Here is a 24,651-nt window from a genome sequence, read left to right on the forward strand (position 1 = left end):
GTTGACATGTCAAGGGTTTGGAGTAATCTCGGTCACAACACAGGCAAGTGAGTGAGTACGCCACAGCTCGCCGAACAGATGCGATGACCTTTGTTCACGCAGGATCCGAGGAGGACCACATGACGGGATCGGTTAGCACCGCTTCGACCGGACACACCGACACGACAGTCGATGCAGCCGGGGCCGGAGCAGCGCAGACGACACTGCGCGGCACACCCGTCGTGCCCGGCGTCGGATACGGACCCGTCATTCGTCCCGGTGCCCGCCCGTCCATCCCGGCCGACACCGGCGAGGTCGCCGAGGCCGATCGGGAGTCCGAGAAGGCCGTCTTCGACGCCGCAGCGAATGCTGTCGCCTCCCGACTACGCGGTCGCGCGGAGCTCGCGACCGGCGCTGCTTCGGAGGTTCTGTCTGCCAACGCCGCGATGGCCACCGACCGCGGATGGCTCGGGGCCGCTCGCTCCTCGATCGCCGAGGGCAGTTCTGCCGTCACGGCAACGGCGGCGGCAACGGAGAAGTTCGCCGCGATGTTCACCCAGCTCGGCGGGCTGATGGCCGAGCGTGTGACCGATCTGCGCGACATTCGCGATCGCGTCATCGCCGAGATCCTCGGCGTTCCGGAGCCCGGTGTTCCGGTACCGGACCAACCGTCGGTGCTGTTCGCCGACGACCTTGCGCCCGCCGACACCGCCGGCCTGGACCCCACCCTGATCGTGGGACTCGCCACCTCGCTGGGCGGTCCGACCAGTCACACCGCGATCATTGCGCGCCAGCTGGGCATTCCGTGCATCGTCGCCGTGGCTGGGCTCGACGACATCGCAGCGGGTACGAACGCATCGGTCGACGGAACCAGCGGCCGCATCGATCTCGAACCCGACGCCGACTCGGCCCGCGCTGCCGTGGTGTCTGCCCGCGACGAGCTCGACCGGGTATCCCAGTGGGTCGGTCCCGGAACCACCGCCGACGGCCACGCAGTCGACATTCTCGCCAACGTCCAGGACGGTGCCGGTGCTCGCGCGGCGCGGTCGAGCGCAGCGGACGGCGTCGGTCTGTTTCGTACCGAGCTGTGCTTCCTGGACCGCGACTCCGAACCCACCGTCGACGAGCAGGCCGAGATCTACGCACAGGTACTCGACGCGTTCGCAGGCAAGAAGGTCGTCGTTCGGACTCTCGATGCCGGCTCGGACAAGCCACTTCGGTTCGCCACTCATCCCGACGAGGCCAACCCGGCCCTGGGCATTCGCGGCATCCGCATCGCCGAGGCCGATCGAGGGATTCTGTACCGCCAGCTCGACGGCATCGCAGCAGCCGCCAAGGCGACCGATTCCTCCCCGTGGGTGATGGCTCCGATGATCGCGACGGCGCTGGAGGCAAAGGATTTCGCTGCCGACGTCCGCGAGCGCGGACTCACTCCGGGGGTCATGATCGAGATCCCCGCCGCCGCTCTGCTCGCCGAACACATCCTCGAGCACGTGGACTTCCTGTCCATCGGTACCAACGATCTGGCGCAGTACACGATGGCCGCCGACCGCATGTCCGCTCAGCTCGCCGGCCTGACCGATCCGTGGCAGCCGGCCGTGTTGGCGCTGGTGGCGCACACCGCGGCCGCGGGAGCCAAGGCGGGCAAGCCCGTCGGAGTCTGCGGTGAGGCCGCTGCCGATCCGCTGCTGGCCTGCGTGCTGGTAGGGCTGGGCATCACCTCGCTCTCGGCTGCGTCGGCTGCCGTCGCGCACGTGGGGTCGAAACTGGCAACGGTCACGCTCGCTCAGTGCAAGGAAGCGGCCGCGGCCGCCCTGAAAACGGACAGCACCGCCGCTGCCCGCGAGGCAGTGAGCGCGATTCTCGGCTGATCCAATAGTGTTGCCTTCCATCATGAGAACTCTCGGTTGGACGCTGCACGGAAACGGAAAGACCGTCGACGCCGGGGCGGTGGTCTCGCCCGATGAGCGATTGACGTGGCCCCGTACCATCGGTATCGGAATGCAGCATGTGGTCGCGATGTTCGGCGCGACCCTGTTGGTTCCGACGATCACCGGATTTCCGGTGTCGACGACACTGCTGTTCTCGGGCATAGGGACGGCGCTGTTCCTGGTCATCACCCGAGGCCGGGTGCCCAGCTACCTGGGTTCCTCCTTCGCGTTTCTGGCCCCGCTCGGTGCCACCCAAGCCGACGGACCTGCCGCCCAGCTCGGAGCCGTGCTGTGTGTGGGCGTCGTACTGGCAGCGGTGGGCTTCGTGGTGAAGTTCGCAGGGCAGCGGGTACTCGACGCGGCGATGCCGCCCGTCGTGACCGGTGCCGTCGTGGTACTCATCGGGCTGAACCTGGCACCGGCCGCCACCACGTCGTTCGAGGCACAGCCGCTGATCGCAGCCATCACCCTGGTCGCGATTCTGTTGGCGACAGCGGTAGGACCTGGCCTGATCGGGCGACTGGGAATCCTGCTCGGCGTCGTCGTGGGTTGGGTGTTCGCCGCAGTCACCGGAGGGATCGCGCAACCGCGGCTCGACGCATTGAGCGCTGCGAGCTGGATCGGTCTGCCCGAGTTTCGTGGACCGTCGTTCGAGCTGTCGGTGATCCTCGTGGCGCTGCCGGTGGTGATCGTCCTGGTCGCCGAGAACGTGGGGCACGTCAAAGCCGTCGCCGCGATGACCGGCAAGAACCTCGACGATGTGGCCGGCGACGCCTTGATCGCCGACGGGCTGGCGACCACGCTGGCCGGAGCGGGCGGCGGTTCGGGAACCACCACCTACGCGGAGAACATCGGCGTCATGGCGGCCACTCGTGTCTACTCGACCGCCGCGTACTGGGTCGCATCGATCACCGCGACGGTGCTCGCGTTCTCGCCCAAGTTCGGTGCACTGATCTTCACCGTGCCCGACGGGGTCATCGGCGGCGCAACCCTGGTTCTGTACGGCCTCATCGGGCTGCTGGGCGTACGCATCTGGACCGACGCCAAGGTCGACTTCACCGATCCGGTCAATCTCATGGTCGTCGCTGCAGCGCTCGTCGCCGGAATCGGTGACCTGACGCTGTCCGTCGGATCGGTCGAGCTCGGCGGTATCGCGTGGGGTTCCGTCGGCATCCTTCTCGGGTACCCGATCGTCTCGGCGCTCGCGAGAAGGGCGGGCAAACGCGCACGGTAGCGGGGTCGGTCACGAATCGCGCGCGTTTTGGTCATCGACCTCCGTGACGTCCCGAACGTACTGTTGGAGCGTGATGTCAGTCGTACCGACGACCGCGAATGACACCGTTCACAGGTCGATGTCGGTATGCACCGAACAAGGAGATCTGCGTGGAACGCACACTTTTCGAGCCCGAGCACGAGTTGTTCCGGGAGTCGTACCGGAAATTTCTCGATCAGCACGTAGCGCCGAACCATGCGAAGTGGGAAGAGCAGAACATCGTCGACCGCGACGTCTGGGTCGAGGCCGGTAAGCAGGGCTTCCTCGGAACGGCAGCGCCCGAGGAATTCGGTGGCGGCGGAGTCAAGGACTTCCGCTACAACGCCATCGTCACCGAGGAAACCACCCGCGGCGGATACAGCGGTATCGGCTTCACCCTGCACAACGACGTCGTCGCGCCGTATTTCATCGACCTTGCCAACGACGAGCAGAAGCAGCGCTGGCTCCCCGGATTCTGCTCCGGCGAACTGATCACCGCGATCGCGATGACCGAGCCCGGCACCGGAAGCGACCTGCAGGGCATCAAGACCAAGGCTGTCCGTGACGGCGACGACTGGGTGCTCAACGGCTCGAAGACGTTCATCACCAACGGAATCAACGCCGACCTGATCATCGTCGTGGCCTGCACCGACCCCGAGAAGGGCGCACAGGGCTTCAGCCTGCTGGTCGTCGAACGCGACATGCCCGGATTCGAGCGCGGCCGCAACCTCGACAAGATCGGCATGAAGGCTCAGGACACCGCCGAACTCAGCTTCACCGACGTGCGCGTGCCCGCCGCCAACCTGCTGGGCGAGGAAGGCATGGGCTTCATCTACCTCATGCAGAATCTGCCCCAGGAACGCCTGTCGATCGCCGTCGTCGCGGCCGCCGCGATGGAATCCGCGCTCGAGATGACGATCCAGTACTGCCGCGACCGTAAGGCCTTCGGAAAGTCGATCGGCAAGTTCCAGAACACCCGATTCGTGTTGGCGGAGTTGGCCACCGAGACCACCGCCACCCGCATCATGGTGGACAAGTTCATCGAACTGCTCAACGAAGACAAGCTGACCGTCCAAGAAGCTGCCATGGCGAAATGGTGGACCACCGAGAACCAGGTCAAACTGATCGACCGGTGCCTGCAGTTGCACGGTGGCTACGGCTACATGAAGGAATACCCGATCGCCAAGGCGTACATGGACTCCCGTGTGCAGACCATCTACGGCGGCACCACCGAGATCATGAAGGAGATCATCGGCCGCGGATTGAATCTGTGATCCGCTGATCCGAAGAACGCGAAGGGCCGCAGCACATGTGCTGCGGCCCTTCGCATGTCACTGCCGTGACGATCTCTACAGCTTGCGCATCACGGTCACGACCTTGCCGAGGATCGCGGCGTTGTTGCCCGGAATGGGCTCGAACAGCGGATTGTGCGGCAGCAGCCACACCTCGCCCTTGGACCGCTTGAACGTCTTGACGGTGGCCTCCCCGTCGATCATCGCAGCGACGATGTCACCGTTGTCGGCCACGGACTGCTGACGAACCACCACCCAGTCGCCGTCGCAGATGGCCGCGTCGATCATCGACTCGCCGACCACTTTCAGCAGAAACAGAGAGCCCTGACCGACCAGCTCGCGGGGGAGCGGGAACACGTCCTCGACGGCCTCTTCGGCCAGGATCGGACCGCCGGCGGCGATCCGGCCCAGCACCGGCACGAACGTCGGGGTCGGCAACCGATCCTGTTCCTCGGACGCGGGCGAACCGTCGACCGCGGCGGCAGCCTGGTCGGCCTGCACCTCGTCGAGACCCCGGACGTCGACGGCACGGGGACGGTTGGCGTCGCGCCGGAGGAAGCCCTTGCGCTCGAGGGTGCGCAGCTGGTGAGCAACGGAAGAGGTCGATGTCAGACCGACCGCATCGCCGATCTCGCGGATGCTGGGCGGGTAGCCGCGCTCGGTGACCGACGCGCGAATGACCTCGAGTACCTTCCGCTGCCGCTCGGTCAGACCCGCACTGATGTCGGTGCCGACCTCCATGGCCTTTGACGTGGGTTCCGCAGCCGACTTTCCTGCTGCGGCCTTGGTGGCGGTGGCCTTGGCTCCGGTCGTCCTGGAACCCGTCGTCGTGGAACGCGTGGTCGACCTCGTCGAGGTCTCGTCCTTCATGCTGTCGGCCTCCTGCTGGTGTCCTGGGATCCGGTCTGCGGGGTAGGTCTGCGCGGACTGGAGTTGATGGTGTCGACTCGTGTGGCGTGTGGTTTCTGACACGAATCTAGCGTGTATCAGCTGTTGAATCAAACATCTGTTCGACTCGTGTCGCGTTTTCTGCAGACTTTGTCGGAGGCTCGTGATAGAACTTCGAACAAGCGTCCATCGAACGCCTGATCGAACAATCGATCCAACGAGCGAAGTCGAGGTTCCGATGACCATCATCACCGATCGCCCCACCGCCGCCGGTGTCCGTGCCCGGTCGACCGTCGTCGAGCGTCGTCGCCGGGCCCGTCCCGTTCTGCGGAGTCCCCTCGGGATGCACGGTGTCACCACGGTGCCCCGTACGCAGAGCGCACCGTGCGTTCCGGTCCTCGACCCGTCGTGGACCGACGTCACCGATCGTGAGGAGGCCGATCGCGAGTTCGACGCGACCTCCGCGCACTTCGCGAGCCAGCCGGTTCGACTGCGATCGCTGGTGTTGTGGATGCTCGCAGTGGTCGTCGTGGCCGGTGGTCTGATCGGCATCGCGAACCTGCGAGCCGTCGCACCCGATGCAGGTGTGCAGCCGGCCGGTGTGGTCGAAGTGCACGACGGAGCTCTCGTCGAGTACACGACCGGCAGATGACCACCGCCCCCGTCGGGTTCGAGAAGGCTGAGTATCCTCGGTGGACTGCCCCGATGTGCGTGCTCGTCGTCGGAGCATCGGCTACGACGGAGGGTCCCTCATGCATTGCCCGTTCTGCAGGCATCCCGACTCACGCGTGGTCGACTCGCGTGAGATGGACGAGGGACAGGCAATCCGGCGGCGTCGCTCCTGCCCGGAGTGCGGTCGTCGTTTCACGACCGTCGAGGCAGCAGTGCTTGCAGTCGTGAAGCGCAGCGGCGTGACCGAGCCGTTCAGCCGCGAGAAGGTCGTCAAGGGAGTTCGACGCGCGTGCCAGGGCAGAGATGTCGACAACGATGCGCTCAACCTGCTGGCACAGCAGGTCGAGGACGCAATCCGTGCAGCGGGATCAGCGGAGATCCCCAGCAACGAGGTGGGATTGGCCATTCTCGGTCCGCTCCGTGATCTGGACGAAGTGGCGTACCTGCGCTTCGCTTCCGTGTACCGCTCGTTCAGTTCGGCCGAGGACTTCGAGAAGGAAATCCACGAACTGCGTAAGCACCGCGAGTCCGCCGACATCGACTGACAGTTCCGCCCGTCAGCGGCTCTGGTCCGAGATCGCCTTCTCGATACGCTTCTCGGAGACCGGATACGCCGTACGAATCCCTTGGGCGAACAGTCCCACGCGCAGCTCCTCGATCATCCAGAACAACTCCTGCACCCCGGAACTGTTCTTTCTGCTCTCCGGAAGCGAATCCAGCAGTCGTCCGTACGACGCGTACACCCGATCGAGTACATCCATCGCCGCCGCGTCACGGCCTGCGCTGCTCGGCAGAGTGGCCAACCGCTTCGTCGCCGCCGCGAGATAGCGCGGCAGGTCCGCCAATCTGCGAGAACCGAACTCGGTGACGAATCCGCGAAAGATCAAGCCGTCGAGCTGCTCCCGAACATCGTCTGCCGGCTCACCCGAGGCTGATTGCAGTTGCGCCGACAAAGCCAGGGCAGCGGTCAGCACAGGACGAACCAGGGCGAGGACCGCGGCGGTACGCTGCGGGACCTCCGCGTGCACGAGCGCCCTGAGCTTGTCGAAAGCCTCGGGATCTCGTACCGGTCCACCGTGCGCGTCCATTGCTTCCTCGACCGCGAGAACCCGGCATTCCTCGAGCAGTGCATCGACTCCGCCGTACGGATTCTGGCCGAGGGCAAGCCGTTCCGCCGTCGGTAATCCGGCCAACAGTGCTTTGGTGCCCTTCGGCGCAGTCGACAGCAGCAGAGCCCTGGTTCCGGAACGCATCGCTGCCCGCTGCTGAGCAGGGGTGCTCAGGACTCGAACCGCCACGCCCGGTCCTTCCGGCACCAAAGCCGGATAGCCGGTGACCTTCTGGCCTCCCACATCTCGGGTGACGGTCGACTCCAACCGTCCCAGCGTGCTCGAGGTCCACGCCAGCGAGGGCGCACGCTCGGCGTCGCCCACCGCGCTGGCCACCTGGCGGCCGACCTCACCGGACAAACCGGTACGCAGAGCGGTCAGATCCTTGTTGCTGCCCAACACCTTTCCGGACGGGTCGACGGCCGCGAACGTCATTCTCAGGTGCTCGGGGAGTGCCGCAACATCGAAGTCCTTCGCCGTGATGTGGCACTGGGCCGCCCGCGAGAGCTCACGGGCCAATGCCGTCACCAACGTTTCGGCGCGGGGCCGCATGACCGCCAATGCCGCGGCTGCGAAGTCGGGGGCCGGCACGACATTGCGGCGCAACGCTTTCGGAAGCGTCTTGATCAGTGCGGCCACCAACTCGCCGCGCATCCCAGGGACCAGCCAGTCGAAGCCCACCGGCTGTACCTGAGCGAGCAGAGCGATCGGAATTCGTGCGGTGACTCCGTCGGCCGCCGTGCCCGGCTCGAACTGGTAGGTCAGCGGAAACTGGATCTCGCCCTGTCGCCATGCGTCGGGATACGCGCCGGTCAGTACCGAGGCCGCGTCGGAGTTGACGACCGTGTCGGTGGTGAAGTCGAGCAGGGCCGGATCCTGCCTGCGGGCCTTCTTCCACCAGGTGTCGAAGTGTCGTGCCGAGACCGCCTCCGGGGCGATACGGGCGTCGTAGAAGTCGAACAGAGCGTCGTCGTCGACGACGATGTCGCGCCGTCGGGCGCGATGTTCGAGTTCACCCACGTCGTCGAGCAGCGCCCTGTTCTTGTGGAAGAACGCGTGCTGGGTCTTCCATTCGCCCTCTACCAGCGCATGTCTGATGAACAGCTCTCGGGACGCCTCGGGGTCGATACGGTGATAGTTCACCGGACGTTGCGTCACCAACGGAATGCCGTACAGCGTCACCCGCTCGTAGGCCATCGCGGATTCACGCTTGATCGACCAATGCGGTTCCGAGTACGTCCGCTTGACCAGGTGCGGTGCGAGTCGCTCGGCCCATTCCGGTTCGATGCGGGCGGCCATGCGGCCCCACAGGCGTCCGGTCTCGACCAGTTCGGCGGCCATGACCCACCGCGGGGGCTTCTTGAACAGACCCGAACCCGGGAAGATCGCGAAGTGAGCTCCGCGCGCGCCGAGGAACTCGCGTTTGTCCCCCTCCCTGAGCCCGACGTGCGAGAGCAGTCCGGACAGCAGCGACTGATGCAGGGCGGTCTCGGTGGAATCGGCGTCGGGCACCGTCCACCCGAGCCCGCGGGTGATCTGACGCAGTTGGCCGTGCAGATCCTGCCACTCACGAATACGTAGGTAGTGCAGGAACTCTGTTCGGCACATGCGTCGGAACTGGTTGGAGGACAATTCGTTTCGCTGCTCGCGCAGATATGTCCACAGTTTCACGTACGCCAGGAAGTCGGAGTTCTCGACTGCGAAGCGTGCATGCTTCTCGTCCGCTGCCTGCTGATGCTCGGCGGGCCGCTCGCGAACGTCCTGAATCGACAGGGCCGCCACGACCACCAACGCGTCGCGAAGAGAGCCGTTGCCGTTGGCCTCGACGAGCATCCGAGCCATCCGAGGATCGACCGGCAGTGCCGAGAGTTCCCGGCCGATCGGGGTCAGCTCTGCAGTGCCGTCCTTGGTGGCCGGCTTCAGCGCCCCGAGTTCCTCGAGCAGTCCGATTCCGTCCCTGATACTGCGCGGATCGGGCGGTTCGACGAACGGGAACGCGTCGATCTTGCCCAGCCCGAGTGCAGTCATCTGCAGGATGACCGACGCCAGGTTGGTGCGCAGTATCTCCGGCTCGGTGAACTGTGAACGCGACTCGAAATCCTCTTCGGAATACAGCCGGATGCAGATGCCGTCGGCGACGCGGCCACAGCGGCCGGCCCGCTGCCGCGCCGACGCCTGGGAGATCGGCTCGATGGGGAGTCGTTGCACCTTGGTGCGCAACGAATATCGCGAGATTCGAGCGGTACCGGGGTCGACCACGTAGCGGATGCCGGGGACCGTCAGCGATGTTTCCGCGACGTTCGTCGAGAGCACCACGCGTCGGCCCGAGTGCGGGGAGAACACTCGGTGTTGTTCGGCCGCAGAGAGTCTCGCATACAAAGGAACGATCTCGGTGTTGCGGAGATTGCGATCGTTCAGGGCGTCGGCGGTGTCGCGAATCTCGCGTTCACCGGACAGGAACACCAGAATGTCGCCGTCGCCCTCGGCCATCAGCTCGTCGACGGCCTGACAGGTCGCGTCGACGGGGTCGAGATCGATCGTGGTGTCCCCGGCGTCGACGGTCAGTGGCCGATAGCGCATCTCGACCGGGAACGTGCGACCGGAGACCTCGATGATCGGGGCAGGCACGCCGTCCCGCGCGAAGTGCTGGGCGAACCGTTCGGGGTCGATCGTCGCCGAGGTGATGACGATCTTGAGGTCGGGACGCCGGGGGAGAAGCTGCGCCAGGTAACCCAGGATGAAGTCGATGTTGAGGCTGCGCTCGTGCGCTTCGTCGATGATCAGGGTGTCGTACTGTCGCAGCAGTCTGTCTCGCTGGATCTCCGCCAGCAGGATGCCGTCTGTCATCAGCTTGACGAGGGTCGAATCCGAGGACTGGTCGGTGAATCTCACCTTGTAGCCGATGGATTCACCCAGGGGCTCGCCCACCTCCTCGGCGATGCGTTCGGCCACCGTGCGGGCAGCGAGGCGTCGAGGCTGAGTGTGGCCGATCGAACCGCGAATTCCGCGGCCCAGTGCGAGAGCGATCTTGGGAATCTGAGTGGTCTTACCCGAACCGGTCTCACCGGCGACGATGACGACCTGGTGTTCGGCGATGGCGGCTGCGATGTCGTCCTTGCGGAGACTGACCGGAAGCGACTCGGGGAACTCGAGGGTCGGCACCGCCGCCCGGCGATTGGCCACTACCGTCTCGGCGCGGGCGACATCGCGTTCGAGAGCGGCGAACGCGTCGTCGGTACGAGCCTTGTCCAGTCGCCGCCGCAGCCGGTTCTCGTCCCGGATCGTGACGTCTGCCAGACGTGTGGCGAGAGATTTTCGCTGACCGGACAAATTCGAGTTAGACATACTCTGTCCAGGATATCCGCATCGACGCAACCGCCGTGAATGCCGGCCGAGACTGTGCCAGGATCGCCGTATGAGCATCGTGCACGATGTCACTGCCGAACCGCGTACGCCGGTACCGATCAGGACGCTGCGGGTGCTGTTCGCCGCGCTCACCGCCGCAGCGCTCGTCTCGATCGTTCTGGACGGACTTGCCGCCCCGACGTTCTCGTTGGTCAACTACTTCAGCTACTTCACCGTGATCAGCAACGTCCTGACGGTGCTCGTCCTCACGATCGGCGGCGTGATCGATCCGCGGACTTCGGGATGGCAGCTCTTTCGCGGAGCGGTGACGCTCTACATGGTGATCACCGGGATCATCTACGCGGTGTTGCTTGCGAACATCGATGTCGGTGTCGCGGATCCGTGGACCAACAACGTGGTGCATCGAATCATGCCCGTGGTCCTTCTGCTCGACTGGATTCTCGCTCCACCGCGTCGGCAGATCTCCGAGTCACGCAGCCTGACGTGGTTGCTCTTCCCGCTGGTCTACGGGATCTACACCCTGATCCGTGGACCCGTTGTCGACTGGTACCCCTATCCCTTCCTCGATCCGAGGGAACGGGGATACCCCGCGCTTGCCGTCGGGCTGGTGGTGTTGACCGTCGCCTTCGCGCTCATGGCGCTGGCAGTGAATGCTCTCGGACGGCTCGCGGGACGGTGGAGGCACGGATCGGTCTCGAGCGAAACGGACTCCACTACTGTGTAGCGCATGTCTTCCGACCTCGATCCAGCGGCCACCACACACTCCTCCGCGCTGTGGCACGGCTTCGCCGACATGGGCAACGTCACCGCCAGCGGGCCGTTCGTCGTCTCGCGAGGCGAGGGTGCGTACATCTTCGACAACAAGGGAACGAAGTATCTCGACGCGACCGCCGGTCTGTGGTTCACCAACGTCGGTCACGGCCGACGCGAGATCGCCGATGCCGTTGCCACACAGCTGAGCTCGATCGCTCACTACTCGAACTTCGGCGACTTCGTACCCGAGACCACGTTGGCCTTGGCCGATCGTCTCGCTGCCATCGCACCGGTTCCGGGTAGCAAGATCTTCTTCACCTCCGGTGGCTCGGACTCCATCGACACCGCCGCGAAGCTCGCGCGCCGCTACTGGGTCGAAATGGGACAACCGGCCAAGAAGATCATCGTCGGACGGCAGAAGGCCTATCACGGCATGCACGTCGCCGGCACCGCGCTGGCCGGTATCCCGGTCAACAAGGAGAACTACGGTGAGCTGATGCCCGACGCCAGGACAGTGGCGTGGGACGACGCGAAGTCGCTGCTGGCGCTGATCGAGGAGGTCGGTGCCGAGAACGTGGCCGCATTCTTCTGCGAGCCGGTGATCGGTGCCGGCGGAATCTACCTGCCGCCGGAGGGCTACCTGCGCGAGGTGCGGCAGATCTGTCGCGACAACGACGTGCTGTTCGTCGCGGACGAGGTCGTCACCGGGTTCGGTCGGATCGGCGGCAGCTGGTTCGCCTCCACCCGGTTCGAGCTGGAACCCGACCTGATGACGACCGCCAAGGGGTTGACGTCCGGGTACGTACCGATGGGTGCTGTCTTCATCGCCCCGAAGATCGCCGAGCCGTTCTTCGCGGGCGGCGTGTGGTGGCGACACGGGTACACCTACGGCGGCCACGCCGGAGCGGCGGCGGCAGCGATGGCCAACCTCGACATCATCGAGCGCGAAGAGCTGCTCTCGCACTCCAAGCGCATCGAGGCGGCCCTGCACACCCACCTCGCGCCACTGGCCGCACACGAACGAGTATCGGAGATCCGCAGCGGAATCGGTGCTGTTGCCGCCGTGCAGCTCGCCGACCCGGCCGAAGCATTGCCTTTCGTCAAAACGCTTCGGGCACACGGGGTCTCCGGCCGCGCCGCCGGCCAGGGTGCGATGCAGATCTCGCCCGCATTCGTCATGACCGACGCCGAGATCGAAGAGCTGGCCGCGCGGATCCTCAGCGCGCTCGGCTGAACCGAAGTCTGCCGAGCAGCTGCTTCCCTCGCGACAGCGGGGGAGCGGGTGCCGGTGTCGGCTCGTCGGAGACAGCCGCGAAACGACGGTGCAGCTGCTCGCGCACTTCCTCGGGCGCGTAGGCACGACGCTTGCGCTCGGATCGAACCACCAACGCCCCGGTGGCCGCGACACCGACCATCCCGGCGAGACCGACAGCCTTCCACACGTTCATCCGGCCACCGTACCGTCACGAGATCTAGGGTGTGGACCATGAATCCGTCGCGAATCAGCCTCGATACCGCAGTCGAGGCCACCAGAACGGGGGACATCTGGATCTTCCGCGGACAGTCGAACGCCGATCGCGCAATCCAGGCACTGACCAACAGTCCGGTCAATCACGTCGGCATGTCCGTCGTGATCGACGACCTGCCTCCGCTGATGTGGCACGCCGAACTGGGGAAGTCGTTGCAGGACATGTGGACCGGCAACTTCCAGCGCGGAGTGCAGCTGCACGATCTGCGAGCGGCCGTGACCCAGTGGGCCACGAAGTACGAACAGCGGTGCTGGCTGCGACAATTGGACGGATACGCGGGTCGTTCTGCAGGCTCCACCCCGTCCGTGACGAAAGAGCAGGAGGACGCCCTGCTTCGCACCATCGCCCGCTTGGACGGCACAGCCTTTCCGACCACCGCCTCGCTCGCCGGTCGTTGGTTCCGGGGCCGAGTCCCCACACTGCGTCGCAGCCAACGCGAGGGAGCAGCCCTCGAAACCGCCTACTGCGCAGAGGTGGTGGCCATGACCTACGACGCGATGGGTCTGCTCACCGGCAACAAGAAAGCCAACTGGTTCGACCCAGGAAAGTTCTGGAGCGGCGATCGACTCCCACTCGCCGACGGTGTTCGTCTGGGCGAGGAAATCGAGGTGGACGTACCCGTCAGAGGCTGATCGACGCGTCCGCCGCGGTACGTCCGCCCAGCTCCACCCATCCGGCTTCGAAGGTGGTGTGCAATCGAGATCCGGCTCCCTGCAGGATGTTCAGGCTCCGGCCGAGTTCACCGGTCAGCCGGACGGCGGCAGCGCCGGTCGCTTCGTCCTCGGCGATACCCATCATCGGTGCGAACATGCGTGATCGCAGCGCGCCGTGCTCCTCGTCGGTCCAGGCCCAGACGTAGTGGTGCCCGCTGTCGTACGCACTCGGGTCCGCTGCCGTCACCTCGGCCGCGTCCTGGACCTGATGAAAGGTGAAGTGCGGAGTCCAGTCGGCTCGGGCCCGAACCCAGGTGTGCTCGCCCTCGTAGCGGATGTTCAGCGGCGCGGCAGGAACTGTGAGCACATCGATCGGGTGTCCCTGCTCGCGCAGCCACCACGAGAGTCCGACCGTGGGATGCCCGGCGAAGGGCAATTCCACGGCGGGCGTGTAGATGGTGGCCGAGGCTGTACCGGAGTCGGTGCGATCGACGAACACCGTCTCGCTGAAGCCGAGCTCGGTGGCGAACTGCTGTCGGTCCGCCTCGGCGACGTCATCCGCAGCCACGATGCCGAGGGGGTTGCCGAACCTGCCGTCGGCATCGGTGAACACTCGGACGACGGACACGTCGGTAGCCATGCCCGGACGGTACCAAACGCCGAACGAGGGACCCGCGGTCGCGGATCCCTCGTTCGGTGATCAGGTCGGGTCGACGCTCAGACGGCGGCACCGTCGAGGATTCGCCCTGCTTCGATCGCTTGCGCGACACCCGCGACGATCGACGCGGCGCGGATGGCCTCGAAGATCTTCTCGCGGTCGACGCCCTCGGCGCGCAGCGTCTTCTCGTGTGCCTCCAGACAGTGGTTGCACCCGTTGACGGCCGAGACCGCGAGCGACCACAGCTCGAAGTCGGCCTTCTCCACACCGGGGTTGCCGATGATGTTCATGCGCAGACCGGCGCGCAAATCGTCGTACTTGCCGTCCAGGTATCCCTTGGTTCGGTAGAAGACGTTGTTCATGCCCATGATCGACGCGGCACCGAGGGCGGCGTTGTACGCCTCGGCCGACAGTGAATCGGCTGCGTCCTCGGCAATCTCCTTCAACGTCGTCGCGGACTTCGACGCTGCGGCCACCGACAGCAGGGTGCCCCACAGCTGCTGCTCGCTGAGCACCGTGGAGCGGGCGATGGAACCGAGATTGAGCTTGAGGTCCTTGGCGTACTCGGGGACGGCGTTCTTGAGGTTGTCGATCGTCATGTCAGACGCTCGCCGTCAGCAGTTCGCCTGCGTCGATGGTGGGATCACCCTTCTTCCAGTTGCAGGCGCACAGCTCATCGGACTGCAAGGCGTCGAGAACTCGCAGGACCTCGTCCACGTTGCGCCCCACCGAGCCTGCCGTGACCGACACGAACTGGATCTCGTTGTTGGGGTCGACGATGAAGGTGGCACGGTCGGCCACACCGTCGGCATTGAGAACACCGGTGGCAGCAGCCAATTCGCGCTTGAGGTCCGACAGCATGGGGAAGGGAAGCGTCTTGAGCTCGTCGTGCTGTGCCCGCCACTGGAAGTGAACGAACTCGTTGTCGACCGACGCGCCGAGGACCTGTGCGTCGCGGTCCTCGAACTCCTCGTTCAGCTTGCCGAACGCGGCGATCTCGGTGGGGCACACGAACGTGAAGTCCTTGGGCCAGAAGAAGACGATGCGCCACTTGCCCGCGTGATCGTCACTGGTGACGGTGGTGAAGTAGTCGTCGGGCTGCTGGGCGTTCACCTTGGAGAGGTCTCCGCCGATGACGGCGGTGAGGTTGTATGAAGGGAACTGGTCGCCAATTGTCAACAGTGCCATGTGGTCTCCTCGTGTCGAATGATCGCGTCGGTTCCGTATGTGGGCGGTTCGGATCGGTGGCGTGAATGCAGCCGTACGAGCCCGGCCGACCGGTACGAGTGTGCCAAAAATGTGGTGAAAGGTAAACGTGATGAGTGGCACTAGACTGATAGGCGTGACCGATCGAAGCTATCAGCCGACCCTGTCGCATCTGCGTGCCTTCGTCGCGGTCGCCCGACATCGCCATTTCGGCAGTGCAGCAACGCAACTGAACATCACTCAACCGTCTCTGTCGCAGGCTCTCGCCACGCTGGAGCAGGGGCTGGGGGTGCAGTTGATCGAGCGCAGCACCCGCAGGGTCTTGCTGACGTCGGCCGGTGGTCAGTTACTCGGTCGGGCGACTGCGGCACTCGACGCCGTGGACGGATTGGTCGCTACCGCAGCAGGATTGGGCGGTCGGCTGACCGGTGGTATGCGGCTCGGGATCATTCCCACCGTGGCGCCCTACGTGCTGCCCGCAGTGCTCCCGGCCGTGCGCGTCGAGTACCCCGACCTCGTACCGAGAATAGTGGAGGATCACACCGCTCGACTGCTCGACGGACTCCGGTCCGGTGCACTCGACGTCGCCGTTCTCGCGCTGCCCCTCGCCGATCCGGGTTTGATCGAAACGGCCATGTACACCGAGGATTTCGTGCTCGCGCTCCCTGCCGAGCACCCTCTCGCGGGGCGTCGGGATCTGACGGTCGCCGACCTCCGCGGTCTCCCACTGCTCCTCCTCGACGAGGGGCACTGCCTGCGCGAGCAGACCCTGGATCTGTGCCGCTCGGTCGACACCGCACCCGATGCGAGCGATACCCGGGCAACGTCGCTGACCACGGTGGTGCAGTGCGTTGCAGGAGGGCTCGGCCTGACGCTGCTGCCGCGCAGCGCCGTCGAGGTCGAGGTCGCTCGTGCGGGCTTGTCCACCGCAGAGTTCGCCCACCCTGCTCCCGGCCGCACCATCGGTCTCGTGCACCGAGCTTCGAGTGCGCGCGCCGCCGAATACAGTGCGCTCGCAGGTCTTCTCGCCGCAGAGGTCCTCGCCGACAACGCACGTGGACTCAGCCGGGCGTGATCACGATCTCGTCGAACACGATCTCGCCTGCCGCATCGGACTCCGGCACATCGACGACGGCGTCGAGCGACCAGCCGTGGTCACCGTCGGGATCCTCCAACACCTGACGCACCGTGGTGGACTCCGCACCGACGTTCAGCGTGAACAGCGCGGGGCCGCGGGCCGATGGTCCGGTTCCGATCGAGCCGTACTCGGCGAAGAACGGTTCCAGTTCCGTCTCCCAGTCCGGGCCGTCGTCGAGGTCGTCGAGGGCGTTCCACTGTCGGCGCGCCGCCAGATCGACTCGGCGGAAGATCGCATTGCGCGCGAGAATTCGGAAGGCCCGCGGGTTGGCCGAGATCGGACGCGGCACATCGGATCCGTACGCCTCGACGAGCGCCTCCGGCTCGGCACCCGGGTCCGTCAGGTTCTCCCATTCGTCGAGCAGGCTCGAATCCACCTGCCGCACGAGTTCACCCAGCCACTCGGTGATGTCCTGTACCTCTTCGGTTCGAGACTCCGGCGGAACCGTCTGGCGCAGTGTGCGATAGGCGTCGGCGAGATAGCGGAGGACGAGCCCCTCGGACCGCATCAGACCGTAGTGGCTGATCAATTCTGCGAACGTCATCGCGCGCTCGACCATGTCGCGGACCACGGACTTGGGGGACAGGCCGACCTCGGAGAGCCACGGATGCGTGCCGCGATAGATCTCGAATGCCGGAACGAGCAGCTCCGCAAGAGGTTTCGGCCACATGACCTCCTCGAGCAGTTCCATTCGCTCGTCGTACTCGATGCCGTCGGCCTTCATCTGCGAGACCGCTTCGCCGCGCGCCGCGTGCTGCTGGGCCATCAGGATCTGACGCGGATCGTCGAGGGTCGATTCGATGATCGAGACGACGTCGAGGGCATGGGTCGGTGATTCGGCGTCGAGCAGATCGAACGACGCGACCGCGAACGTCGACAGCGGCTGATTGAGCGCGAAGTCCGGCTGCAGGTCCACGGTCAGTCGAGCGTGTCGCCCGTCGGCATCCGGCTCGTCGAGTTGTTCGACGATGCCCGCATCGACCAGACCGCGGTAGAGCGAGAGTGCCCGCAGAATGTGCTTGCGCTGAGCGGGCCGGGTCTCGTGATTGTCCTCGAGCAGGTGACGCATGGCATGGAAGCAATTGCCCGGCCGGGCAATGACATTGAGCAGCATGGCGTTGCTCACCGAGAACCGTGAGGTGAGCGGCTCAGGACTTGCGGTGATGATCCGTTCGAACGTCGGCTCGCCCCACGAGACGAAACCGTCGGGTGCCTTCTTGCGCTGTACGCGTTTGAGCTTCTTCGGATCGTCGCCGGCCTTGGCCACCAGACGGGCGTTCTCGATGTCGTGCTCGGGGGCCTCGACCACGACGGTGCCGAGGGTGTCGTATCCGGCTCGCCCCGCGCGGCCCGCGATCTGATGGAACTCGCGGGCCCGGAGCTTGCGGGTGCGGACGCCGTCGTACTTGGTCAGTCCGGTGAACAACACGGTGCGAATGGGGACGTTGATGCCCACACCGAGGGTGTCCGTTCCGCAGATCACCTTGAGCAGCCCGTCCTGCGCCAACTTCTCGACCAACCGTCGATACTTGGGCAGCATGCCTGCGTGATGCACCCCGATGCCGTGCCGAACCAACCTCGACAGCGTCTTGCCGAATCCGGTGGTGAAGCGGAAGGCACCGATGGCCTCGGCTATCTCGGCCTTCTCCTGCTTGGACGCAACGTTCACGCTCGTCAATGCCTGAGCGCGTTCGAGTGCCGAAGCCTGGGTGAAGTGCACGACGTAGACCGGCGCGAGGTGCGTCTGCACCAACTCTTCGATGGTTTCGCTGATCGGAGTGGTGACGTAGGAGAACATCAAGGGAACCGGACGCTCGGTGCCCGAGACCACGGTGGTCGTGCGTCCGGTGCGTCGGGTCAGATCGTCCCGGAAGAACGAGACGTCGCCGAGAGTCGCCGACATCAACAAAAACTGAGCGTTCGGCAGTTCGATCAACGGAACCTGCCAGGCCCACCCCCGATCGGGCTCGGAGTAGTAGTGGAACTCGTCCATGATCACCTGGCCGATGTCGGAGTCGGCACCCTGGCGCAGAGCGAGGTTCGCGACGATCTCGGCGGTGGCGCAGATGATCGGAGCACCGGAATTGACCGACGCGTCGCCGGTCATCATGCCGACGTTCTGAGCGCCGAAGATCTCGCACAGGGCGAAGAACTTCTCGCTGACGAGTGCCTTGATCGGCGCGGTGTAGAAACTCCGAACGCCTGCGGCCATCGCGGCGTAGTGGGCTCCGATGGCCACCATCGATTTGCCCGATCCGGTCGGCGTGGCCAGGATGACGTTGGAGCCGGAGACCAGCTCGATGAGAGCTTCCTCCTGCGCGGGATACAGGGTCAGACCGCGATCGGCAGTCCAGGTGGTGAACGTGTCGAACAGGACGTCCGGGTCGACGCCGTCGGACCGAGCGGCGGCGGCATCGGGAATCAGTTCGGTGAGAAGCACCTCCACAGGCTATGTGGGATCGACGGCCGAACCCGCATCGACACCGAGCGGCCGTCGCGACGCCTCAGGTCGCGCTGCGCTCGTCGGAACCCATCGCACCGAGAACGGCCATCCGAGTGCTGGCGCTTCCGGTGATCATGTCCTCACCGACACCTGTGATGAGCAGGTTGCGCCACCGCACCTCGTCGAAAGTCAGCGACGGGGTGGAATCGATGAAGTCCTCGACGACCTGCAGAAAGCGCATCGGATCGTCCCGGAACGGGAAGTGTCCGGAATTCTCGAACACCTCCAACGTGGAACCGGGCATGGCCGAGTGCGCGAGGCGCGCATGACTGACCGGAATCACCGAGTCCTGATCACCCCACACGAGCAGAACGGGAAGGTTCTCGGTGAGATAACAGCGGTCCAGCATCGTGACCACCTGGCCGCGCCAGTCCACGACGGCGCGCAGGGTCCGCAGATACGCCTCGTACGTCGTCGGGGCCGGGAGCTCGCTCAGCACGCGGATCAGATCCGGAGTGTCGTGCAGGAGCGATCCGGGTCGCAGGGGAGAGCTGTGCAGTTTGCTCAGCAGGCCGCCCGCCAGCTTCACCGCCGGGATCGCGCCGGGCAGGCGGAGCAGTTTGACGGCCTCGCTCAGAAACGGCATGGACGCCAGTCGAAGAATGGGATGTACGTCCTTGGTGACGCCGCCGGAGGACACCAGAGCCAACCTGTCGACCATGCCCGGGAACTGGTACGCGAACTGCATGGCGACGCCGCCGCCCAGTGAGTGCCCGACGACGGTGACGTGCTCGATGCCCAGCACCGAGAGCAAATCGCGCATGCCGTTGGCGTACGCGGCGACGGAGTAATCCGCACGCGGCTTGTCCGAGCGACCGTGACCGAGCAGATCCGGAGCGATGACGGTGTAGTTCTTCGCGAGGTGCGGGATGACTTCGTTCCACGTCTCGGAGTTGTCACCGATACCGTGGATCAACAGCAGCACCGGACCTTCGCCGGCCATGCGGAATGCCCGCCGGTATCCGTGAATGGTCCGGAAGATCAGCCGTGGTTCTTCGTCGGGAACCGGACGGAGCTTGCGACTGCGCGGATTGGTGCTCATCTGCGCCTCCTGAAATTCCCTGGTGCACCGCGCGATGCGGCACAGAACGGCGACGCCGTGCACGAGTGTGTGGACGTACGTACCGGAGTACGTGTTGCTACGACTCTCGCACGAGATGACGCTCGGGGCAGAACATCGAGCGTATTTGCGGTTACAGGTATGTTTCGATCGGCCCGGACTGTCCTATATGCCCGCCGAATCGATCATCTTCTGTGACCACTCACACTGTCACTGCTCGGTGTTGCCCTCACCCTCGTCGAGATTTGCCTGCTCGGCCAGGAAGCGCTCGAACTCGGCCCCGAGTTCGTCGCCGCTCGGCAGTGGCTCGTCACTGGCCAACAACGTCGACTGCTGCTCCTGCGCGGCGACATACGTGTCGTACTGACGCTCCAGCGCCTGCACCACCGATTGGACCTCTTCGTTCCCGGTGATGTGCTCGTTCACCTGTTCCCGAACTCGCGCCGCGGCCTCACCCAGGGCGGCAAGCGGCAGATCCAGGTCGGCGGCCTCACCGACGTTCTCGAGCAACGTCTCGGCCGCACCGGGGTAGTCCGTCTGTGCGAGGTAGTGCGGGACGTGCACAGAGAAGCCCATGGACTCGTGACCGTGCTGCGCCATCCGAAGCTCGAGCAGGGACGAGGCGCTGCCCGGCACCTGCAGATCACCCGCCCAGCTGTTGCCCTCCTTGACCAGCTCCTTGTCGCTGGCGTGAGCCGTCACACCGAGTGGCCGGGTGTGCGGAATGGCCATCGGGATCGAGCCGAGACCGATGGTGCGGCGCACACCGAGCTGTTCGGCGAGGAGCCTGACAGCGGTGGTGAACTTCTCCCATCGCAAATCCGGTTCCATACCGGCGAGCAGCAGGAACGGAGTCCCCGACTTGTCCTTGACGGCATAGAGGTTCAGCTCGGGAGCGTCGTAGTCCGAGAAATGATCGGACTTGAACGTCATCGTCGGCCGCCGGGACCGGTAGTCGATCAACTCGTCGACGTCGAACGACGCGACCAGCTCCGACTCCAGACTCTCGCGCAGGTGGGTGGTGGCCAACTTCACCGCGTGACCCGCGTCGGAGAAACCCTCCAGGCCGTGCACCAGGACGGGTCCGACGCCGTCGTTGGAGAAGATTTGCGGTGCCGGAAACTCCAGCTCGTACATCTTCGACTGTTCGGTCATGGCCTGGCCCCTTTCGGATCGACTCGTCGGTACCTCGACGCGAGATTCGAGCCAGAATACGCCGACCCTCGGCTCGCGCCGTGTACGCGCCGACGTCGAACGTGGCGAATCACTACCGACAAGAACAACCGGTTGCCCGCCGTTCATTCCCGGACGGTCGCCGATTCTGCGCCGAGGGGCTCTCGGTGACTCGAGCCGATCAGCGGTCGAAGTTGGCCAGTGCACGAATCTTGTTGGTGACGTCGAGGGCTGCGACCTTGTACGCCTCGGACAGCGTCGGGTAGTTGAACACGGCATCGACGAGATAGTCGACGGTGCCGCCGCACCCCATCACCGCCTGCCCGATGTGCACCAGATCCGTCGCACCCGAACCGAAGATGTGCACGCCCAGAATCGACCGATCCTCGGTGGAGACGAGCAACTTCAACATCCCGTACGAGTCGCCGGCGATCTGACCCCGGGCGAGTTCGCGGTATCTCGATACACCGACCTCGTAGGGGATCGATCCCTTCGTCAGGTCGACCTCGGTGGCTCCGACGTACGAGACCTCGGGGATGGAGTAGATGCCGATGGGCTGAACGTCGGTCAACTTCGCGTCGGACTCGCCGAACGCGTGATACGCGGCCAACCTGCCCTGATCCATCGACGTCGCGGCCAACGCCGGGAACCCGATGACATCGCCGACGGCATAGATGTGATCGACCTTGGTCTGGAAATGCTCGTCGACGAAGATCCGCCCTCGGGCGTCCGCCTCGAGACCTGCGTTCTCGAGATCCAGCGCCGTGGTCAGCCCCTGCCGACCGGCCGAGTACATCACCGTCTCCGCCGGGATGCGCTTACCGCTCGCCAGCGTGGTCACGGTCCCGTTCGGCCCGACGTCGACCGCGGTCACCGCCTCGCCGAATCGGAACGTCACCGCGAGATCGCGGAGGTGGAACTGCAACGACTCGATGATCTCTCGATCGCAGAAGTCGAGCATCGAATCCCGCTTCTCGACGACGGTGACCTTCGTTCCCAGGGCAGCGAACATCGACGCGTACTCGATTCCGATGACGCCGGCCCCGACGACGACCATCGACGCCGGAATGAACTCGAGATTGAGGATTCCGTCCGAGTCGAGCACTCGATAGTCGTCGAACGCGACGTCGGCCGGACGGGCAGGAGCGGTGCCGGTGGCGATCACCACGTTGGCGGCCGCGACAGTGATGCGCTCACCCCGCGTCTCGTCCTCCACGACGATGGTGTGCGCGTCGAGAAACTTGCCGACGCCGGTGATCAACTCGATGCGGTTCCGGAGCAGCTGCGAACGCACCACCTCGATCTCCTTGCCGATCACGTGCTGGGTTCGGGCCAACAGATCGGCAGGAGTGATATCGGCCTTCACCCGGTAACTCGCCCCGTACAGCTCCCGTTGATTCATGCCCGTGAGATACAGAACGGCCTCGCGCAGCGTCTTGGACGGAATGGTCCCGGTGTTGACGCAGACCCCGCCGAGCATGTGGCCCTTCTCCACGATCGCCACCCGCTTGCCGAGCTTCGCAGCCGCAATGGCCGCCTTCTGCCCACCGGGGCCGGAGCCGATGACCACCAGGTCGTACTGCATGGGTTCAGACATTCGTCATAGTTACCGCTCGCACGCAAAGACTGCGTGCCCACCCGGTCACAACCTTGTGAACTCCACGATTCGGTGCGTCGAACCCATGCAGATGTCGCCACGTGCTGATGCGTTGTGCGAGGCTGAACAGAGCACGAAACACCCGATTTTCAGTGGAGGAACACATGCCGCAGCAGGTCCGCGCCGTCGTCGCCAAGAGCAAGGGCGAGCCCGTCTCCATCGAGACGATCACCATCCCCGATCCCGGGCCCAACGAGGTCGTCGTGAAGATCCAGGCCTGCGGGGTGTGTCACACCGACCTGCACTACCGCGAAGGCGGCATCAACGACGAATTCCCGTTTCTGCTCGGACACGAGGCGGCCGGAATCGTCGAGACCATCGGCGACCGCGTCGAGCACGTCGAGGTCGGAGACTTCGTCGTACTGAACTGGCGCGCCGTGTGCGGCGAATGTCGAGCCTGCAAGCGCGGCACTCCGTGGTACTGCTTCGACACCCACAACGCAGCACAGAAGATGACCCTCGAGGACGGTACCGAGTTGACCCCGGCGCTGGGCATCGGCGCATTCGCCGAGAAGAGCCTGGTCCACGAGGGCCAGTGCACCAAAGTCGCCGCAGACGCCGATCCCGCCGTGGTCGGACTGCTCGGCTGTGGCGTGATGGCCGGTCTGGGAGCGGCGATGAACACCGGCAACGTCTCGCGCGGAGACTCGGTGGCCGTGATCGGCTGCGGCGGTGTGGGCGATGCCGCGATCGCCGGAGCACGCCTGGCCGGCGCGTCGACGATCATCGCGGTCGATCGTGACCCCGGCAAGCTCGAATGGGCACTGGGCCTCGGAGCCACCCACACCGTCGACTCGTCGGTGGTCGACGCCGTCGAAGCAGTCCAGGAGCTCACCGGAGGCTTCGGTGCCGACGTGGTCATCGACGCCGTCGGTCGCCCGGAGACCTGGAAGCAGGCGTTCTACGCCCGCGACCTCGCCGGAACCGTGGTGCTCGTCGGCGTGCCGACACCCGAGATGACCCTCGAGATGCCGCTGATCGACTTCTTCTCCCGCGGCGGATCGCTCAAGTCCTCCTGGTACGGAGACTGCCTGCCCGAGCGCGACTTCCCGCAGTTGGTCGATCTGTATCAGCAGGGCCGTCTGCCGCTCGAGAAGTTCGTCACCGAACGCATCACCATCGACGACGTCGAAGCCGCCTTCGAGAAGATGCATCAGGGCACCGTCCTGCGTTCGGTGGTCGTCCTGTGAGCGGGCAGTTCCGCGTCCAGAACGTCGTCACCTCGGGCACGTTCAGCCTCGACGGTGGCACCTGGGACGTCGACAACAACATCTGGCTGATCGGCGACGACGACGAGGTGGTGATCGTCGACGCAGCGCACACCGCGGCGCCGATCGTCGACGCGGTTGCCGGCCGGACGGTGAAGGCCGTCATCTGCACCCACGGCCACAACGACCACGTGACCGTGGCACCGGAACTGGCCGAGACCTTGGACGCGCCGATTCTGCTGCACCCCGCCGACGACATGCTGTGGGAGCAGACGCACCCTGGCGTCGGGCACTCGACCCTCGAGGACGGTCAGCGCATCACCGTGGCCGGAACCGACATCCTGGCGCTGCACACGCCCGGGCACTCACCCGGGTCGACGTGCCTGTACCTGCCGGAAGCGGGGGAGTTGTTCAGCGGCGACACCCTCTTCTCCGGCGGCCCGGGTGCCACCGGACGGTCGTACTCGGATTTCCCGACCATCATCGGGTCCATCCGAGATCGGCTCTTCGCCCTGCCTGTCGACACCCGAGTCAACACCGGCCACGGTGACGGCACACGCATCGGCGACGAAGCACCGCACCTCGAGGAGTGGATCGCCCGCGGCAGCTGAATTCGCGACACTG

Annotated in this window: 21 protein-coding genes; 11 read left to right on the top strand and 10 right to left on the bottom strand. The window is 65.3% G+C overall.

The features are described 5' to 3' along the window. Window positions 1–119 precede the first annotated feature (119 nt). The 3 genes from ptsP (at window position 120) to R3P95_RS02315 (ending at window position 4,436) form a co-directional block, all read left to right on the top strand. A complete protein-coding gene (ptsP, locus tag R3P95_RS02305) occupies window positions 120–1,850 on the top strand; it encodes a phosphoenolpyruvate--protein phosphotransferase (RefSeq protein ID WP_317547212.1) in 1,731 nt (576 codons plus the stop codon). A gap of 22 nt (window positions 1,851–1,872) precedes the next feature. After that, window positions 1,873–3,144, top strand: a complete 1,272-nt coding sequence (locus tag R3P95_RS02310) for a uracil-xanthine permease family protein (protein ID WP_283346946.1) — start codon at window positions 1,873–1,875, stop codon at window positions 3,142–3,144. Between the two features lie 149 nt (window positions 3,145–3,293). Continuing rightward, entirely contained in the window at window positions 3,294–4,436 is a 1,143-nt protein-coding gene (locus R3P95_RS02315) for an acyl-CoA dehydrogenase family protein (RefSeq protein ID WP_068050674.1), read from the top strand. Between the two features lie 75 nt (window positions 4,437–4,511). Here R3P95_RS02315 and lexA read toward each other — a convergent pair whose 3' ends face one another. Further along, on the bottom strand, window positions 4,512–5,195 hold the full coding sequence (lexA, locus tag R3P95_RS02320) for a transcriptional repressor LexA (protein WP_149406047.1): 684 nt from the start codon (window positions 5,193–5,195) through the stop codon (window positions 4,512–4,514). Window positions 5,196–5,580: 385 nt separating this feature from the next. On the opposite strand from lexA, the gene R3P95_RS02325 reads away from it, so the two are divergent. Together R3P95_RS02325 and nrdR are read left to right on the top strand one after the other, a co-directional pair. After that, window positions 5,581–5,994 (top strand): hypothetical protein, encoded by a 414-nt coding sequence (locus R3P95_RS02325; RefSeq protein ID WP_317547213.1) that lies wholly within the window; start codon window positions 5,581–5,583, stop codon window positions 5,992–5,994. Between the two features lie 100 nt (window positions 5,995–6,094). After that, complete coding sequence (gene nrdR / locus R3P95_RS02330; RefSeq protein ID WP_008716872.1) at window positions 6,095–6,559, top strand: transcriptional regulator NrdR; 465 nt, start codon at window positions 6,095–6,097, stop codon at window positions 6,557–6,559. Window positions 6,560–6,571: 12 nt separating this feature from the next. Here the strand turns inward: nrdR and hrpA are convergent, their stop codons facing one another. Then, complete coding sequence (gene hrpA, locus R3P95_RS02335) at window positions 6,572–10,468, bottom strand: ATP-dependent RNA helicase HrpA (protein WP_317547216.1); 3,897 nt, start codon at window positions 10,466–10,468, stop codon at window positions 6,572–6,574. 70 nt (window positions 10,469–10,538) lie between these two features. Here hrpA and R3P95_RS02340 point away from each other — a divergent pair, with 70 nt between their 5' ends. Beyond that, window positions 10,539–11,213 carry a Pr6Pr family membrane protein gene (locus R3P95_RS02340; protein WP_149405910.1) on the top strand — a complete coding sequence of 225 codons (675 nt, stop codon included), beginning with the start codon at window positions 10,539–10,541 and terminating at the stop codon, window positions 11,211–11,213. Window positions 11,214–11,216: 3 nt separating this feature from the next. Next, window positions 11,217–12,476: an aminotransferase family protein gene (locus R3P95_RS02345; protein WP_269596126.1), complete on the top strand. Its 1,260-nt coding sequence runs from the start codon at window positions 11,217–11,219 to the stop codon at window positions 12,474–12,476. Here the strand turns inward: R3P95_RS02345 and R3P95_RS02350 are convergent. Further along, window positions 12,460–12,690, bottom strand: coding sequence for a hypothetical protein (locus R3P95_RS02350; protein WP_068050670.1), 231 nt, complete (start codon window positions 12,688–12,690; stop codon window positions 12,460–12,462). The two genes, R3P95_RS02345 and R3P95_RS02350, sit on opposite strands and share 17 nt — an antisense overlap. Before the next feature lie 38 nt (window positions 12,691–12,728). Here R3P95_RS02350 and R3P95_RS02355 point away from each other — a divergent pair, with 38 nt between their 5' ends. Next, window positions 12,729–13,403: a hypothetical protein gene (locus R3P95_RS02355; protein ID WP_317547218.1), complete on the top strand. Its 675-nt coding sequence runs from the start codon at window positions 12,729–12,731 to the stop codon at window positions 13,401–13,403. Here R3P95_RS02355 and R3P95_RS02360 read toward each other — a convergent pair. From R3P95_RS02360 to R3P95_RS02370, 3 genes are all read right to left on the bottom strand, one after another. Beyond that, window positions 13,393–14,064, bottom strand: a complete 672-nt coding sequence (locus R3P95_RS02360) for a PhzF family phenazine biosynthesis protein (RefSeq protein WP_149405907.1) — start codon at window positions 14,062–14,064, stop codon at window positions 13,393–13,395. The two genes, R3P95_RS02355 and R3P95_RS02360, sit on opposite strands and share 11 nt — an antisense overlap. 77 nt (window positions 14,065–14,141) lie before the next feature. Further along, a complete protein-coding gene (locus R3P95_RS02365; RefSeq protein ID WP_094642035.1) occupies window positions 14,142–14,681 on the bottom strand; it encodes a carboxymuconolactone decarboxylase family protein in 540 nt (179 codons plus the stop codon). 1 nt (window position 14,682) lies between these two features. After that, the gene (locus tag R3P95_RS02370) at window positions 14,683–15,270 is read right to left on the bottom strand and encodes a peroxiredoxin (RefSeq protein ID WP_032397906.1); all 588 of its coding nucleotides are present in this window, start codon (window positions 15,268–15,270) and stop codon (window positions 14,683–14,685) included. A 154-nt stretch (window positions 15,271–15,424) separates the two neighbouring features. Between R3P95_RS02370 and R3P95_RS02375 the strand changes: the two genes are divergently transcribed. Continuing rightward, window positions 15,425–16,363 carry a hydrogen peroxide-inducible genes activator gene (locus tag R3P95_RS02375; RefSeq protein ID WP_317547219.1) on the top strand — a complete coding sequence of 313 codons (939 nt, stop codon included), beginning with the start codon at window positions 15,425–15,427 and terminating at the stop codon, window positions 16,361–16,363. Here the strand turns inward: R3P95_RS02375 and R3P95_RS02380 are convergent. The 4 genes from R3P95_RS02380 to sthA all read right to left on the bottom strand — a co-directional run bounded on the left by R3P95_RS02380 (window position 16,350) and on the right by sthA (window position 22,759). After that, window positions 16,350–18,866, bottom strand: coding sequence for a DEAD/DEAH box helicase (locus R3P95_RS02380; protein ID WP_317547221.1), 2,517 nt, complete (start codon window positions 18,864–18,866; stop codon window positions 16,350–16,352). The two genes, R3P95_RS02375 and R3P95_RS02380, sit on opposite strands and share 14 nt — an antisense overlap. Before the next feature lie 64 nt (window positions 18,867–18,930). Continuing rightward, on the bottom strand, window positions 18,931–19,971 hold the full coding sequence (locus tag R3P95_RS02385; RefSeq protein WP_037190102.1) for an alpha/beta fold hydrolase: 1,041 nt from the start codon (window positions 19,969–19,971) through the stop codon (window positions 18,931–18,933). A 228-nt stretch (window positions 19,972–20,199) separates the two neighbouring features. Further along, window positions 20,200–21,144 carry a proteasome assembly chaperone family protein gene (locus R3P95_RS02390; RefSeq protein WP_149405904.1) on the bottom strand — a complete coding sequence of 315 codons (945 nt, stop codon included), beginning with the start codon at window positions 21,142–21,144 and terminating at the stop codon, window positions 20,200–20,202. Between the two features lie 199 nt (window positions 21,145–21,343). After that, window positions 21,344–22,759 carry a Si-specific NAD(P)(+) transhydrogenase gene (gene sthA, locus R3P95_RS02395; protein ID WP_149405903.1) on the bottom strand — a complete coding sequence of 472 codons (1,416 nt, stop codon included), beginning with the start codon at window positions 22,757–22,759 and terminating at the stop codon, window positions 21,344–21,346. 164 nt (window positions 22,760–22,923) lie between these two features. On the opposite strand from sthA, the gene R3P95_RS02400 reads away from it, so the two are divergent. Together R3P95_RS02400 and R3P95_RS02405 are read left to right on the top strand one after the other, a co-directional pair. Further along, window positions 22,924–24,009, top strand: a complete 1,086-nt coding sequence (locus tag R3P95_RS02400) for an S-(hydroxymethyl)mycothiol dehydrogenase (RefSeq protein ID WP_317547222.1) — start codon at window positions 22,924–22,926, stop codon at window positions 24,007–24,009. Then, entirely contained in the window at window positions 24,006–24,638 is a 633-nt protein-coding gene (locus tag R3P95_RS02405) for an MBL fold metallo-hydrolase (RefSeq protein ID WP_149405902.1), read from the top strand. The genes R3P95_RS02400 and R3P95_RS02405 overlap by 4 nt, the downstream gene beginning before the upstream one ends. Window positions 24,639–24,651: the final 13 nt, after the last annotated feature.

Source organism: Rhodococcus cercidiphylli (assembly GCF_033042225.1).
GTDB lineage: Bacteria > Actinomycetota > Actinomycetes > Mycobacteriales > Mycobacteriaceae > Rhodococcoides.